Source organism: Larkinella rosea (genome assembly GCF_003858635.1).
In the GTDB taxonomy this organism is placed as follows: domain Bacteria; phylum Bacteroidota; class Bacteroidia; order Cytophagales; family Spirosomataceae; genus Larkinella; species Larkinella rosea.
The window spans coordinates 636,380-651,803 of the sequence record NZ_RQJO01000007.1 but is presented as its reverse complement, the minus strand read 5'-3'; the positions used below and the strand labels follow the sequence as shown (position 1 = coordinate 651,803).

The 15,424-nt window shown below is 50.8% G+C and carries 16 protein-coding genes; 11 read left to right on the top strand and 5 right to left on the bottom strand.

Translation table 11 applies throughout. From position 1 onward, the window contains the following. Nucleotides 1-150: 150 nt before the first annotated feature. On the top strand, nucleotides 151-861 hold the full coding sequence (locus EHT25_RS02980; RefSeq protein ID WP_124870432.1) for a GAF domain-containing protein: 711 nt from the start codon (nucleotides 151-153) through the stop codon (nucleotides 859-861). 185 nt (nucleotides 862-1,046) lie between these two features. Beyond that, entirely contained in the window at nucleotides 1,047-1,367 is a 321-nt protein-coding gene (locus EHT25_RS02975; RefSeq protein ID WP_124870429.1) for a DMT family transporter, read from the top strand. Between the two features lie 72 nt (nucleotides 1,368-1,439). Here the strand turns inward: EHT25_RS02975 and EHT25_RS02970 are convergent, their stop codons facing one another. From EHT25_RS02970 to EHT25_RS02960, 3 genes are read right to left on the bottom strand one after another with little or no spacing between them, the layout of a single operon-like run. Then, complete coding sequence (locus tag EHT25_RS02970; protein WP_124870426.1) at nucleotides 1,440-1,733, bottom strand: hypothetical protein; 294 nt, start codon at nucleotides 1,731-1,733, stop codon at nucleotides 1,440-1,442. A gap of 8 nt (nucleotides 1,734-1,741) precedes the next feature. Continuing rightward, the gene (locus EHT25_RS02965) at nucleotides 1,742-3,163 is read right to left on the bottom strand and encodes an ATP-dependent DNA helicase (protein WP_124870423.1); all 1,422 of its coding nucleotides are present in this window, start codon (nucleotides 3,161-3,163) and stop codon (nucleotides 1,742-1,744) included. 39 nt (nucleotides 3,164-3,202) lie between these two features. Further along, nucleotides 3,203-3,544, bottom strand: coding sequence for a hypothetical protein (locus tag EHT25_RS02960; RefSeq protein ID WP_124870421.1), 342 nt, complete (start codon nucleotides 3,542-3,544; stop codon nucleotides 3,203-3,205). A gap of 392 nt (nucleotides 3,545-3,936) precedes the next feature. Between EHT25_RS02960 and EHT25_RS02955 the strand changes: the two genes are divergently transcribed. From EHT25_RS02955 to coaD, 4 genes are all read left to right on the top strand, one after another. Next, the gene (locus tag EHT25_RS02955) at nucleotides 3,937-4,374 is read left to right on the top strand and encodes a CBS domain-containing protein (RefSeq protein ID WP_124870418.1); all 438 of its coding nucleotides are present in this window, start codon (nucleotides 3,937-3,939) and stop codon (nucleotides 4,372-4,374) included. Between the two features lie 128 nt (nucleotides 4,375-4,502). Next, nucleotides 4,503-4,991: an NUDIX domain-containing protein gene (locus EHT25_RS02950; RefSeq protein ID WP_229311416.1), complete on the top strand. Its 489-nt coding sequence runs from the start codon at nucleotides 4,503-4,505 to the stop codon at nucleotides 4,989-4,991. A 102-nt stretch (nucleotides 4,992-5,093) separates the two neighbouring features. Continuing rightward, the gene (locus EHT25_RS02945) at nucleotides 5,094-5,990 is read left to right on the top strand and encodes a DUF3822 family protein (protein WP_229311415.1); all 897 of its coding nucleotides are present in this window, start codon (nucleotides 5,094-5,096) and stop codon (nucleotides 5,988-5,990) included. Nucleotides 5,991-6,027: 37 nt separating this feature from the next. Continuing rightward, complete coding sequence (gene coaD / locus EHT25_RS02940) at nucleotides 6,028-6,495, top strand: pantetheine-phosphate adenylyltransferase (RefSeq protein ID WP_124870414.1); 468 nt, start codon at nucleotides 6,028-6,030, stop codon at nucleotides 6,493-6,495. A gap of 62 nt (nucleotides 6,496-6,557) precedes the next feature. Here the strand turns inward: coaD and EHT25_RS02935 are convergent, their stop codons facing one another. Beyond that, the gene (locus EHT25_RS02935; protein ID WP_124870410.1) at nucleotides 6,558-7,256 is read right to left on the bottom strand and encodes an NUDIX hydrolase; all 699 of its coding nucleotides are present in this window, start codon (nucleotides 7,254-7,256) and stop codon (nucleotides 6,558-6,560) included. A 145-nt stretch (nucleotides 7,257-7,401) separates the two neighbouring features. On the opposite strand from EHT25_RS02935, the gene EHT25_RS02930 reads away from it, so the two are divergent. From EHT25_RS02930 to EHT25_RS02915, 4 genes are all read left to right on the top strand, one after another. Beyond that, nucleotides 7,402-8,685 (top strand): hemolysin family protein, encoded by a 1,284-nt coding sequence (locus tag EHT25_RS02930; protein ID WP_124870407.1) that lies wholly within the window; start codon nucleotides 7,402-7,404, stop codon nucleotides 8,683-8,685. Between the two features lie 74 nt (nucleotides 8,686-8,759). Further along, nucleotides 8,760-9,386, top strand: coding sequence for an orotate phosphoribosyltransferase (pyrE, locus tag EHT25_RS02925; RefSeq protein ID WP_124870404.1), 627 nt, complete (start codon nucleotides 8,760-8,762; stop codon nucleotides 9,384-9,386). A gap of 11 nt (nucleotides 9,387-9,397) precedes the next feature. Beyond that, nucleotides 9,398-10,864: a capsule assembly Wzi family protein gene (locus tag EHT25_RS02920; protein ID WP_124870401.1), complete on the top strand. Its 1,467-nt coding sequence runs from the start codon at nucleotides 9,398-9,400 to the stop codon at nucleotides 10,862-10,864. A gap of 198 nt (nucleotides 10,865-11,062) precedes the next feature. Next, nucleotides 11,063-12,634, top strand: a complete 1,572-nt coding sequence (locus tag EHT25_RS02915; RefSeq protein ID WP_124870398.1) for a DUF4394 domain-containing protein — start codon at nucleotides 11,063-11,065, stop codon at nucleotides 12,632-12,634. Nucleotides 12,635-12,726: 92 nt separating this feature from the next. Here the strand turns inward: EHT25_RS02915 and dprA are convergent, their stop codons facing one another. After that, a complete protein-coding gene (gene dprA / locus EHT25_RS02910; RefSeq protein WP_124873463.1) occupies nucleotides 12,727-13,830 on the bottom strand; it encodes a DNA-processing protein DprA in 1,104 nt (367 codons plus the stop codon). A 128-nt stretch (nucleotides 13,831-13,958) separates the two neighbouring features. Here dprA and EHT25_RS02905 point away from each other — a divergent pair, with 128 nt between their 5' ends. Then, entirely contained in the window at nucleotides 13,959-15,419 is a 1,461-nt protein-coding gene (locus EHT25_RS02905) for a PhoX family protein (protein ID WP_124870395.1), read from the top strand. Nucleotides 15,420-15,424: the final 5 nt, after the last annotated feature.

Here is a 15,424-nt window from a genome sequence, read left to right as displayed (position 1 = left end):
ACTCCTGAAAAGGCGCATTGTCATGATTTCCAAAATCGACTCAAGGAAGGTTGATGGAATATGGCCAAAGTCGGCAGGTGTTTTCATTGACCAGGTTGAACGCTTATCTTTAGTAATGATTTCGTGGAGGTATCCCCTACAAACCTGTTTATGAAAACCGCCCCTTTACCCGCCAATGAAACGGAACGCTTACAGGCGTTAGAATCCTACCACTTAATCGATTCCATACCGGAGTCGGTCTACGAAAACATTACGCACCTGGCTTCGGAAATATGCCGGACACCGATGTCGCTGATTGGATTAATCGAAAAAGACCGCCAATGGTTCAAGGCGCAACGTGGTATGAAAGGAAGCGAGACGCCCCGGGAACTCACCTTTTGCTCCCACGCCATTCTCAATCCGGATGAGGCATTTATTGTGCCGGATGCCCGGCTGGACGACCGTTTTCACGACAATCCGTTTACCCTCAAAGACCCCCATGTTGTTTTTTACGCCGGTGTTCCCCTGGTCAATCTCGACGGCTATCCGCTGGGCACCCTTTGTGTGATCGACCGGCGTCCGCGAATTCTGACCGATAACCAGATCATTTCCCTTAAAGCGCTCGCCAAATGGGTGGCCTCTGAGTTTGAACTTCGGAAGGCCAAAGCGGATCTGGAAAAAAGTCAACATAATCTGGAAACCGCTCGTCTGGAGATGATGAAGGCAAAAAACGCACTTGTGTCGGGCGTCCTTCCACTGGCCCAGGAAGTGCTTCACACAAGCGAATCCTTACTCGACAAGGCTCCCCGCGCCGATCAGATCGACGAATTGAAGACCCTCTGGCAAACCGGACAATCGTTGCTGAAACTGAATGGTCGCTAGACCATCCGCGCGATGCGGTGGTTTGCCGAACGGATGAAACATATCCACTCCCAAAACCGGCTGAATTTTGCGGCTGGAAACATTTCCATGATAACCTGTGTTCCGTGAAGAAGCAGGAGGAACGGCCTCCCCCGTAGTGGGAAACACCGTCGGGACGACCCGGCATTTTTCAACGATCGGGCGTTATGGCTTGGATTTATTTAATCGTAGCGGGTCTGCTGGAAGTTGTATGGGCCTATTCAATGAAACAGTCCGCCGGTTTTACGCGGCTGATTCCTTCCGTTATCACATTTATCGCAATGGCGGCCAGTTTTGGTTTGCTATCCCTTTCCATGCGCGCGCTTCCGTTAGGCACGGCCTATCCCATGTGGACCGGGATCGGCGCAGTCGGTGCCTTTCTGGTTGGCATGATGATCCTCGGCGAACCAGTTAATAACCTGCGCATTCTGGCCGCCGTGTTGATTGTCGCCGGCCTGATTCTCATGAAGGTATCGACTCCCGGTTAAGGCGTTGTAGAACGGAATCTGCCGGAGAAATCCTGGACGTGGCGTCATGAAAACCGCGTCTGTCAAAACACGTTATTTTGCCAGAAAAGATGCGGTCAAGTGGCGCCACTCTTCATCGAGTGTGCCGGAAAAAACCGTTGCTCCGGCCCGGCGATACCAATAACCCGCATTCCATTCGTCTCCTTCCTTGCGGTGAAGGTAGGCGTGTAACCGGTCATAGTCGCGGGTGCCTTCCCGGCTTTGGGCAATGTTATGGGCCCGCTCCCAGTTTCCGTTGGCATCGTACCAAAGCGCTTCCACCACGGGATGTAAACCGGAAGGCGGTTGAGCGTTTGCCAAAGAAGCGTTAAAGTCGTTCAGCGTCATTTCGTCGGTTATTCAAAAAACTGTGGCATAAAATTCATCAAAAATGCTTCATCGGTAGCCCGCGTGATAGCCGTATACAGCCAGCGCACAAAATCCTGATTCACCTGACCATCAGGCAGATACCCCTGATCCACAAAAACCGCGGGCCACTGCCCCCCCTGGGCTTTGTGACAGGTGAGCGCGTACGCAAACTTCACCTGCAAGGCACTCAGGTATGGGTCACGACGAATGGCTTCGGACCGTTCCTTTTTTGATTTGATGTAAAAATAATCCTGCTGCACCCGCTCATACAATTGCTTGTTTTCTTCGCGTCCGAGCGACGGTTGCGGAGAATAGAGCGTATCGAGTAAAATTTTGCTCTCGAATTCGGGTTGTTCATCCAGATCGACGAGCCGCAGCGTGACCGTCGCAAACTTGAATCCGTGCTGCTCCTCCCGCTTGCGGATTTTCATCACTTCCACAAAGTCGCCGTTGGCCAGAAAACCGGCGGGCGAATCGTCCTCCAAAACCGTATAATTGTTCTTGACAATCATCAGCATATCGCCCGTATCCAGTTCTTCTTCGCACTGGTTGATCACCCGGCGGATGTACTGGTTATACTGCACGGCCATTTTGTTCGAACGGGTAATGATGATGGTATTTTCCCGGCCGTATTTATCGTAACAATACCGAATGCCGTCTTCCAGTTTTTCGCCGGTCATCTTATATATGTCGCGGTATTTCCGGACGTTGAGTCCGATTCGCGGGTTTGGGTCATTCAGAACATCCCGCAAATTGGTCGCATTCAGCAGAATACCCGAATTTTCGTCCTGCCGCATGACCTCCATCAACTCCTGTTCCACGACCACCATATCGAAATGCCGCTCCAGGTAACCTTTGTCCAGCGCCGGGCTCAGTTCCTTGCCCACGGGCGGTAGCTGCGCCACATCGCCTACCAGCATCAGGCGGTTTCCGGGGTTTTCAAAAATAAAATCGACCAGATCGGCCAGTAAACCGTTCATCCCAACTTCCGAATCATCGCTGATCATCGAGGCTTCATCGACGATAAAAACCGTGTCTTCGTGGTAGTTTTTCTGCCGCTGAAACACCAGACTGCCGGAACTGGCGTCGGCCACCTGGCGGTAAATTTTCCGGTGAATCGTCTGGGCCATGCGCTTCGAGTAGTTCGACATGACCTTGGCCGCCCGGCCGGTTGGAGCCAGCAAAACCGATTTGAATCCAAACTTGGGCAATACTTTGATCAGCGTACTGATCAGCGTGGTTTTACCGGTACCGGCGTATCCTTTCAATAAAAAGCAGTCCCGGTAATGTTCGTGTTCAGTCCGAACCATGAACTGATTCATCTGCTCGAAGAAATGCTGCTGTCCGGAGGTGGGCTTGAAAGGGAAGCGTTTCGCCAGCAACTGCGCGGGCGTGAGAGTTTCATTCATTGGACTAATATACGAAAAAACGCCCGGTTTTTGCCGGTTTTACATTCGACGATACGGAAATTTACAGCCCTGATCGTCTTCAAACGTAACCATTTCTTTTTTGATTACAAACCGATAGTGCTTCGAAACTTCCTGCGTATTCGAAATCGTCACGATTTGCCGGTCGACTGCATACGTCCCCGCATCCCAGGCCATCGTTGCGGAGGTAACTTCCGACTGCGTTTGGTAAATACCGTTCGCACTGAACTCGATGACGTTCGGGTACACCTCACTGCATTTTAACCCGCTCACTTTCTCCCAGGAACCGATCAAAACATTCGTTTCGGCGGATACGTCCTTAACCGGTTGCCGGCGACACGCCGACTCAACCGGACTGATCATTGTCAAACCAATTACAAATCTGATTACCCCCCGTTTAAGCATCTGCATATACTTTTTCTCAAACCTAGATAAACCGTGTCTCAATCGCAAAGACAATTAAGAAACGAATCGTCGACAAACCGGAGAACCGCCCTACCCATCTCCGTATTCCACTGGTCCATACCTGATTCGTTTGATCGGCAAACAGCGTATGCGAATTCATGGAGAGATTTCATACGCTGTTTGCCGGTCAGCGCTTAAATCGTTTTGTGAAAAGGGATGAGTGTAAAATATACTTTCACTATTCAAAGAAAATACGCCAGTTTGAACATGGGAATACAATAATGAATTGCTTTTATTATACGGATTTTGTATTTTGATCCCAACCCAACTACCAAAACCTCTCCAAACTCATGAAAATCCGTCAGATTTTGCAAGGCAAAACCATCAATACCATTTACTCCGTAACGTCCGACACGACGGTTTACGAAGCGCTGGAAACGATGGCACAGAAAAACATCGGTGCCGTTCTGGTGATCGATGACAGTAATCTGTCCGGAATCTTCTCAGAACGTGACTACGCCCGGAAAGGGATTTTGAAAGGCCGGGCCTCGAAAGACACCCTAATCCGGGAAGTGATGACGGCCAATTTGATTACCATCAGCAGTGGTCAAAAGCTGGAAGAAGCCATGATCATCATGTCCGATAAACACATCCGCCACCTGCCCGTTGTCGACGAAGGACAACTCATTGGCATCATCTCCATCAATGACGTCGTTTCGGCCATTATCCGCGACCAGAAAGCCCGCATCGATTCCCTGGAAAGCTACATCTCCGGAAGCCCTTATTAAGGGAATGAAAAATGAATAAGGTACAATGAAGGGGTGGCAACACGCTGGCACCGACTTTCATTAGTAATTGTTCATTTTTCATTATCCATTAATTCCTACCTTTGCGCTGCCAAAAACGACTTAAACACTTGGATATTGCACGCGAAGAAGTAATGCGGCTATACGGCAATCGCCTGCGGTTGCGGGTATGCGGTTTATGCCTGATTGACGGGAAATTGCTGATGGTCCGGCACCGGGGCATCGGCCCGACCGATACCTTCTGGTGCCCGCCCGGCGGTGGGCCGCAATACGGAGAAACCGCCTATGTAGCACTTATCCGGGAATTTCTCGAAGAAACCGGTCTCGACATTGAGGTTGGCGATTTGCTGTTCGTCAACGAATTTATGCAAACTCCGCTGCACGCGATGGAGCTGTTTTTTGCGGTTCGAATTGTGGGAGGACACCTCCGCCAGGGATTCGATCCGGAAATGGAGGCCGATCGGCAGATTATTACCGAAGTGCGGCTGATGACGTTCGATGAAATCAAAAGCTACCCCGAAAACGAGGTCCATCGCATGTTCCGGATGTGTCAATCAATGGATGAGGTATTCCACTTAAAAGGTTATTTGAAACAATAATGATGGTCTGTCGGGTATTTTTGTACTTTTAACAGTAATATATGTTACCGAAAATTGGAAACATATAACTTCCTACCGTACACAATCCTAAACGAATTATTTGTGCGTATCGACACCATTGCTACTGTGACCCCAACCGTTGCCATTCGGGAAGATTCTTTTGATGTTTCGATGACCGACTCCCACCAGCTTTGTCTGGAAATGGGGAAAGAACGTTTTCGGTTTTGCGTAATCGAGCCCGATAACCACCAGTGCATCTGGCTCGAAGATTACACGTTTCCCACGTTATTGACCGAAAACCCGCTTTTACCATCCATCCGATCCATTTACCAGAATCACCCGATTCTTCAGTCGTCTTACTGGAAAAGCATTCAGGTGTCGGTTAATTCGCCGTCATTTACACTGGTTCCTTCGGGGTTGTTCCGCAAGGAATATGCCGCCCAATACTTGCAGTTGATGCGGGGAAATCCGCTGTCGTTGTCGGAACACGCGCTGGTTTATGCCCATAAAAAGGAAGGGTTTCATGCCGTTTTTAGCATCGATAATGCGTTGACCGACTGGCTCTCGGCGACCTATCCACTCCAGCAAATCACGGTTGTTCATCAGTCCAGCGCCCTGATTCAGGCAACGGCCTCCGTCGATTCGGTGTTGAACTCCTCCCAAAAACTATCGTTAAACTTTGAAGATGAATCGGTTACGATCATTTTCCGAAAAGCCGGGGTGTTCCAATACTGCAACCGGTTTAGCTTTAAGAACGCAACGGACCTGCTGTATTATATCCTGTACGTGATCAATGAATTAAAAACCGAACCGAAGGATCTGGAAGTCGTTTTATTCGGTGAGATTACGCCGTTTGCCGAGATGTATGCGTCCTTAGAATCGTTTCTGCCCCATATCAAATTCGGATCGACACCGTCCGGCGTGCAGGTAACGCCCGCATTTGATGATTTGCCGGAACACCGCTATTTCAGTTTGTACGGAAACACCTTAATCGATTGACGAAGCAACCTTTCTCCCCTTCCTGTCCTAACCTGCTATGCAACGAATTGCGCTTTTTCCCGGCTCCTTCGATCCATTTACGAAGGGGCATGAGGATATTGTTTTACGCGGACTCAAATTGTTCGATGAGATTATTATCGGTATTGGCCGCAACACCTCCAAGCAACGGTATTTTCCGCTGGAGGTAATGTCCGGCCTGATCGAGTCTACTTTTGCGGAGTATCCGGCGGTAAAAGTAGTCACTTACGACGACCTGACGGCGAATGTAGCCCGCAGTTTGGGCGCCCGGTTTTTACTGCGTGGGTTGCGAAACACGACAGATTTCGAGTATGAGAACAGCATTTCTCAGGTCAACCGCTATGTGTACGAAGACGTCGAAACCGTCTTTCTGATCACCTCACCCCACCTCGCTCCCATCAGTTCGAGCATCATCCGGGAACTCCACCGCTATGGTAAAACAATCGACGAGTTTTTGCCTTATCAGTTAATTACCAATGAAAAATGAACAATTAATAATGAAATTGCAATCGCAGAATTCATTGTTAATTGTTCATTTTTCATTGGTAATTAATTATTTACATTCTCCTTCACCGTATCAATCACATAGCGGATGGAACTGAAGGAATTGGTTAACGCGATAGCGGTTTTCTTTTGATCCATCCATTCCAGCCGCTCGATGTCTTCGTCGACCTGAGGTTGCATGCGGGAGTCGTCGATGCAGCTCATCTGATACCATTTCGTCCGTTTCAGGATGCGGTTTCCGTTGAGCGTGTAGGTGTGCCAGGTAGTACAGATGCGGTTTTCGAGCGCAGCTACCACCCCGGTTTCTTCCTGAACCTCCCGGAGGGCCGCCACCCGCGATGATTCGTCGGCGTCCAGTTTCCCTTTTGGCAGATCCCACTTGCCCCGACGGAACATCAACAGCATTTTATCCGCCTTGAACACCACGCCCCCCGCAGCTTTAACGATCCGGAACAGACTTTTAAACTTTTCTTCAACGGCTTTTTTATCGGCGGCAACCAGTGTGACGGAGTTTAGATCGCTCATCTCGTAGTTGTTGAGTAAATTGACCAGTTTTTCGATCGTCATCGGCGTGGCATTGAGCACCAGTAAATGCCCCTTTAGCATGCCCAGCTTCAGGCCATCGAGTCGGGCGTCAATAATCCGGTCGTAGTCCACGTGATTCGCCAGGGCAGCATTCTGCAACTTTTCGGCCTTTTTGGAACTCTTCAAATGAATAGGCCGGTCATCAATAAAAATGGTCATGCGTGTAGTTGGACTGCTGGATGAATAGACCGTCGAATCGTCGACGTACCGAAAACCGTGAATCAGAAAACAAATTTAGATAAACCATTCATCTTTGAAGAGAAACTAAAACCACTATTTTTGCAAAACGCCAACTTTCCCCCGTGTGGAACTTGCAATAATTCTCTTTTTAGTCATTCTGAACGGTGTTTTTTCCTTATCGGAGATCGCACTCGTGTCCTCCCGCAAAGCCCGACTCGAAACCGACGCCCGCAACGGCGACCGCCGGGCCGAAGAAGCCCTTAAACTGGCCGAATCGCCAAACCGCTTTCTGGCAACCGTTCAAATTGGAATTACGCTGATTGGCATCCTGACCGGTATTTTCAGTGGCGACAGCCTCACCGACCAGATTTCGGCTTTTGTTTCCAAGTTTCCGCTTCTGCAACCTTATGCCAACAGTATTGCCGTAACGCTGACGGTTATCCTAATCACCTACCTGTCGCTGGTACTGGGCGAACTGGTTCCGAAACGAATCGGTTTGTCGAACCCCGAAGGCATTGCCAAATTTATGGCCGGGCCGATGAATATGCTCTCCAAAATTACGGCGCCGTTCATCAGCCTCCTCGCCTTTTCCAGCGATCTCATCATCAAAATACTGAACATCAAACCGAATGCCAGCGCCGTTACGGAGGAAGAAATAAAGAGCCTGATTCAGGAAGGAACGTCGGGCGGGGTCATTGAGGAGATCGAACAGGAAATTGTGCAGAACGTTTTTCAACTCGGCGATCGCCGGATTACCTCCCTGATGACCAACCGGCAGGAAATGGTTTTCCTGGACCTGGAAGCCACCGTCGAAGAAAACCGCCAGTATATTATCGAACACCGGCATTCGCATTATCCGCTCTGCCAAGGTGGAGTCGATGAGATGATCGGGCTGATTCACAGTAAAGATTTTCTGGGCAAAGACCTGGACGACCAACTGACCCGGCTGGAAGAACTGAAGCGCGACATCCTGTATATCCCGGAAAGTAACATGGCCTATCAGGTGCTGGAACGGTTTCGGGAACGGCGGCAATACGTTGGAATTATCGTTGATGAATACGGGGGCGTTTTAGGAATGGTGACACTCAACGACATCGTGGATGCACTGGTGGGCGATATTTCCGACACCAACGAATTCGAGTTTGAAATTGTAGACCGGGGTGACGGCAGTTTTCTCGTCGACGCCCAGATTCCATTCGACGATTTTCTGGATTACTTTAACATCATCATCCAGAACCGGCGCGAATTGACCGGTTTTGATACCTTAGGCGGTTTTGCCCTGCAGATTATCCAGGATATACCAAAAACCGGCGAAACATTCAACTGGCAGGATTATCAGTTCGAAATCATCGACATGGACAAAAGCCGCATCGACAAGATTCTGGTAACGAAGCGAACGGAAGAGTAGCATGATGATTGACCATCGTCCACTGTCAATGGTCAATCGTCGATGGTCAATGGTCATTTATCAATTTAAGTCCCATGAGTGCAGCAAAAATTGCCCAATTGTTATTGGAAGTGAAAGCAGTTCGGTTACGGCCCGAAGAGCCTTTTACGTGGAGTTCTGGTTGGAAATCACCGATTTATTGCGATAACCGAATCGCTCTTTCGTACCCCGAAGCCCGGACGTATATCCGGAATGAATTAGCGGCCGCCATTCAACGGGAATTCCCGGATGTTCAGGCCATTGCGGGCGTAGCAACGGCCGGAATCGCCCAGGGTGCGCTGGTAGCCGATGTGCTCAATCTGCCGTTTCTCTACGTTCGGCCGGAGCCAAAAAAGCACGGGATGGGCAACCAGATTGAAGGACGATTGGAAGAAGGCCAGCGCGTGGTGGTCATCGAAGATCTGATTTCGACCGGCGGCAGTTCGCTCAAAGTGGTCGATGTGTTGCGTCAGGCCGGAGCCGACGTACTCGGAATGGGAGCTATTTTCACCTACGGTTTTCCGATCGCCGGGCAAAATTTTGCGGATAAAAACGTCAAATTAGTCTGTTTGAGCGACTACGAAACGCTGGTCGGTGAAGCCCGTGAATTGAATTACATTGCCGCAGATGCCACGGAATCATTAGCCGCCTGGCGACAAAATCCGGCGGAATGGAACAATTAGCCTGATAGCCGATGAGACGGCTAATCACTTGGGCGGTCAGTTGCCTGCTGACGACCTCCGTTTGGGCGCAATCCGATCGGGGCATAAGTCCGGTTCATTCCGGGCTGGAGCTCGGCGTCATGGGTGCTTCCACGAGCCAGCTGCCTTTCTGGCTCCGAACCAATCAATACGGCATTGTTCCCTTGCAGGGGCCGTTCGGAACCCTGCGCGGAAGTGTGCAGCGTGATTACCATGCCGATTCTGATTCGCTCAAACGGAGACGGTTTGATTGGGGATTTGGGGGCTACGGCGTCGTAAATGTGGGCAAAACCACTCAGTTTTTGGCGCCGGAATGGTTTGCTAAAGTGCGGTTCGGGCAGTTCGAACTCTGGGGTGGCCGTCACCGGGAGGTGTACGGCATTGGCGACACGACATTGACCTCCGGTTTCGTGACCTGGTCGGGTAATTCAATGCCCTTCCCGAAAATTCAACTGCACACCCCGGATTTTGTCCCGCTCAATTTCCTTAAAAAAATCCTGGCTTTTCGGCTGGGTTACGCCCACGGCTGGTTCAATGCGCCATACATCAAGGGCGCGTTTTTCCATCAGAAATACCTCTATGGTCGTTTCGGAAAACCGCACTGGAAAGTGAAACTCTACGCCGGAATGAACCACCAGGTGCAGTGGGGTGGTCACGCCGATTACCTGATTGGCAGCCCGGTCGCCGTCAACGGCCAATTACCTTCTTCGTTCCAGGATTATCTGTCGTTGATTTTTGGTCTTTATCCAAAATCGAGCAGTAACCAAACCGGTTTTGACGGCGAAAACCGCATTGGCAATCACATTGGCTCCATCGATTACGCCGTTGAATGGACTACGTCCCGCTTGAATACCCTGCTGTATTACCAGCATTTTTACGAAGACGTCAGCGGAATCGTCCACCTCAACTTCCCCGATGGTTTGTGGGGACTGCGCGTTCGCAACCGGGAAGCCGATCCCAATCCCCGGTTTCGCTGGAATGGCGCCGTGGTGGAATGGCTATCGATGACCAACCAGAGCGGACCGGTTTTCGACCAGACTGCTCAATATCAGGGCGCCGACAACTACTTCAATCACGGGCAATACCGCGAAGGCTGGTCGTATCGCGGCCGAACCATCGGTACGCCCTTCATTGCTCCCCGCGCCGATTATACAGCCAGCGTACAGAAACTGACCGGGGGCGGTTTTTTCCCGAATAACCGGGTCAATGTCTGGTATTTAGGTCTGGAAGGAATTCTGTACCGGGTTCAGCTCAATGCCCGGGCATCGTACAGTCGCAATTACGGCACCTATATTCAGCCCTATTATCCCCGTTTTGAGCAATTTTCAGCCTCATTTTCTGCTCAGATTCCCCTACCCCGTTTGGCGCACACGGTTTTATCGGCCAGCCTGGCCCTCGACCACGGTGCCTTATATCCTGCCCAAACCGGCGCTTTTCTGTCTGTTAAAAAGAGCTGGTAGCCTTATTTTCCGGTTTCATACCTATATTATCTTTTGCGGTCTTCTGGCTACATAATCACCTCATTATCAATCAGCAATATCAATCTTCCAGAACCACATCCTAATATTTTCAATCCCCGCCAATCCAAAAGCGGCTCCTCATTCGTATGACTGTCAATAATCCTATCTACAGTTAACCATTCTAAACAAATTTGAAAGATGAGTACTTTTCAACTTCGCCGAATTGCGGGTGCAGGAATGATTGCGCTATTGGTCGGCCTGAACGCCTGTACGGACTCCGAAAAATCGTTGAGTCCGGATGTGCCTAAATTCAGTGGCGCACGCGAAGCCGCAGAACTCCAGTTTTTCGTACTAACGAGCGACAACCACCTGAACAAAAAGGGCATCTCGAATCCGGCGGCCAACCTCTCCGACCGCGAAATTACCGGTTTGCAAGGTGGCGAAAAAATCCTGGCCATCGACTTCCGGCCAGCAACCGGACAGTTGTACGGTTTGGGTAGCAGCAGCCGCGTGTATGTAATCGATCAGGAATCGGGGAAAGCCCGCGCGTTGAGCACTGACCCGTTTGCTCCTGCTTTAGCGGGCGATGTGGCCGGTTTTGACTTTAACCCAACCGTCGACCTGATTCGCGTGGTGACGAATACCGGTCAAAATCTGCGGCTTAATCCCAACACCGGACTGCTGCAAACCGGTGGCCAGGATGGCAACATCAACGGTGGAACCAGTCCGAAAATTTCGGCCGTTGCGTACACCAACAGCCGGGGCATTGCCAGCAGCACAACCTTGTACGACATCGACCCCGAATCGGATCGATTGTATATCCAGAACCCGCCCAACAATGGCACGCTGGTGAATGTGGGTTCGCTGGAGAAAGACATCACGGGCAGCGCCGGTTTTGACATTTCTTCCGACAACAGCCACGCTCTGCTCGCGTACCAGATCGGTGGTAAATCGGAATTGGGCAAGGTGGATCTGACCAAAGGAGCGATACAAAAGCTGGGTGATCTTGGCTCAAAAACCATCATTGGGCTGGCAATTCCAACCGATGCCGTTGCCTACGCGGTGAGCGGCAACGACCTGCTCATTTTTAACCCGTATGATTTAGGTATTCCAACCCAGCGAAACATCGTCGGGCTGCAACCGGGCGAAACCATTCGGGGAATCGACATGCGTCCGGCAACGGGTCAATTGTACGCCCTGGGGAACTCCAGCCGCATTTACGCGATCAGCTACCCGGCCGGAACCATGAATGCGCAATTGACGCAGGTGGGTTCGGGACCATTTACACCCGAGCTGACCGGCAGTGATTATGGATTTGACTTTAACCCAACCGTCGACCGGATTCGGGTCATCAGTAATTCAGGTCAGAACCTTCGGATCGACCCGGTTTCGGGGGCGGTTGCGGTCGACAAACCGCTCAATTTCGGACCAACTGCCGTCGATAAACCTTCGGTTCGTGCGGCTGCTTACTCCAATAATTTCGCGGGAGCAACCACGACGGTGCTCTATGACATTGATGATGTGGATAACCGTTTATATACGCAGGCTCCACCAAATGATGGTCTGGTTGTCGGTGGCCGGCCCCTCAGCATCGATGTAACCGGCACCAACGGATTCGACATTGGCGGACGCAGTAACAAAGCGTTTGCCCTCCTCACCGCCGGTGGTTCAACCAATCTATACGAAGTAAACCTGAACAATGGCGCGCTCACCGATCTGGGCAAATTCACGACCACGGTTCGCGGTTTCGCCATTGGATTAGGCTTCTAATTAACGTACCCACGGACTTTAGTCCGTGAGATCCTCCTTAGTAAAAATGGTACTATTTGACAAGGATGTCACGGACTGAAGTCGTGGGTACGTTAATTCAGTTGAATTTTTTTGCCCGGCAAGGTCCGAACGACGCCTTTAAATTCCAGATTCAGCAGCAGTGACGCCAGTTTGCCGACATGAATCTGCGTTCGCCAACTGATCTCGTCGACGTGCCATTCCGGTTGCTGCCGAAACAGCGCCAGAATCTGGCTTTCCTCTTCAGTAAATTCCAGCGCCCGGGCGGTTTTATCAACCAACGTGGGTTCGCCCAACGGCTGATCCCAGTTCAACGATTCGATCAAATCTTCGGGCTTCGTATAAATCTGGGCTTTGTTGTCCCGAATCAGTTTGTTGCAGCCCTGCGAAAAGGTCTGGTTCAGATGGCCCGGAACGGCAAAAACTTCGCGGTGGTAATTGTTCGCATATTCCGCCGTAATCAATGCCCCTCCTTTTGCAGCCGCTTCCACCACGACAATCACATCGCTCAATCCGGCAATGATCCGGTTTCGGGCCGGAAACAGGCGGGCATCCGGCTTGATGCCTGGGCGGTTTTCGGTTAGCAGTCCCCCGAGCAGCAGCATTTCCTGCGCTGTTTTTTTGTGTACATATGGATAAACAATATCGACTCCGCTTGCCATTACGCCAATCGTCGGCAGGCTGTTCGCTAAACTGGCCCGGTGAGCCGCAATGTCGATCCCATACGCCAAACCGCTGATGATCAATGGGTGATATGGTTGCAAAGCCTGAATAATCTCTTCGGTAATCCGACGTCCATAATCCGTCGCCTGCCGGGTTCCGACAATGCCGATGGTGCGAACCGCATTCAAATCGGCACCACCCTGAAAATAGAGCATCGCGGGCGAGTCATAAAAGGATTTCAACCGCGCCGGATAATTTTTCTCCGTATAAAAGAATTGCCGGACGCCCAGTTTTTCACACTGCCGCTGCGTTTTTTCGGCTTCCAGCAACACGTCCGGGTTTAAAATAGCGCGGGCCGTCACTTCGCCTACGCCCGGCGTTTTTAGTAATTTTGACAGAGACGACCGGAAGACGTCGGAAGCCGAGCCACAATAACTGATCAATTGACGGATCAAAACGTCGCCAACGCCGGGAACCGAGGTTAAGGCTGACTGATAGAATAATTCAGAGTGAATCACAGGCTGCGGGGAGGTTTCTATCAAGACGTAAGCAGATCGTCGGAGTAACGCTGAGAAGCAAAATAAAAATTAATATCTTTGTTAAATAGCCCTTATTGATGTCGATGCTTTCCACTCCTTTCAATTTGAATCCAAAAATCCTGCTTCTTTCAGCACTGATTCTGGCTGGTTGTAAGAAAGAAAAAAAAGGAGGAAGTACGGTAACGACCCAAACCGATGTAGTTCTGAAAACCCATTCGATCACTCCACCGTTGGTGAAAAAGCTGGCCGGTTTTGAAGGCCTTGAAATCTTTCCGCTGGTAAGCAGTGAAGACAAACTGGAACAGTCGCCGAATTTTGTCATGGCCGGACAGCCCGACGGAGCGGCCCTATTGAAAAATCCGACAGGCGACGGTTATGTGTTGATCACCAACCACGAAATCATTCGCTCCATCTCCCGAATTTACCTCGATAAAACCTTCAAACCGGTCAAGGGCGAGTACATTGTCGACGCCGAAGGTGGCATCTGGCGGTTATGTTCTGCAACGCTGGCCACACCGGCCGAACACGGTTTTGGGCCGGTTTTTCTGACAGCGGGTGAAAGTGATGCGGAAGGCCGGGTTCACGCAATCGATCCGTTGGGGGCAGCCGACAAAAAGAACGGAAACCGGACGTTGCCCGCGCTCGGAAAAGCCTCGTTCGAGAATGCGCTCCCGCTACCGAAAGATTCCTACCTGAATAAAACCGTCATTCTGTTGACAGAAGACGAAGGAAATGGCCAGGTAACCATGTATGTTTCCAATACCGTTGGCGACCTGCAAAACGGGAAATTGTACGCCCTGCGCCGAACCAACAGCGACCCGGTCGAGCTAAACATCAAAGCCGACCAGAGTTATGACGTCGAATTTGTGGAGATTGAGAACGCAAAAACCGCTACGGGAGCCCAGATTGCCGCGCAGCAACTGGAGAAAAACGCGATTCAGTTTGCCCGCGTCGAGGACATCGATTATCGGAAAGGCAGCGCGGCCAACGGACGGGAATTGTATTTTGCCGTGACCGGTTCGTTCGCCAGCGATCGCGTGCAATGGGGCCGTGTATACCGGCTGGAGCTGGATGCCGCGAATCCGTTGAAAGGCAAATTGTCGTTTGTCGCCGAAGGCTATTCCAATCCCGGCAAGAGCCTTGTCAATCCGGATAACATCTGTGTGACCGAGAATTACGTGTATATTGGAGAAGACGGCGACGCGCCGATTTCGGTTCCGGATCACGACGGACGCATCTGGCAATACGGAATTGCCACCAAACAGTTGAAGCCGTTTCTGGAAATGGATCACCACCGCAACGATCCCGAGTTTCAGAAAAAATACAACCTCATCGGGCATCAGGGCATCAGCACCTGGGAATACGGCGCAATGACCGACATTTCGGATCTGGTGGGCGTTCCCAATACGTTTTTGATCAATCTGCAATCCCACACCTGGCGCGATACCAAGTTCATCAACGCCGACGGCAGTGCGGTAACCAAAGACGTCAATATTTACGATCCAGCAATTGGAAACATGGGCGAAGGCGGTCAGATTGTCATTGTGCGTGGTGTTCCGAAATAACCTGA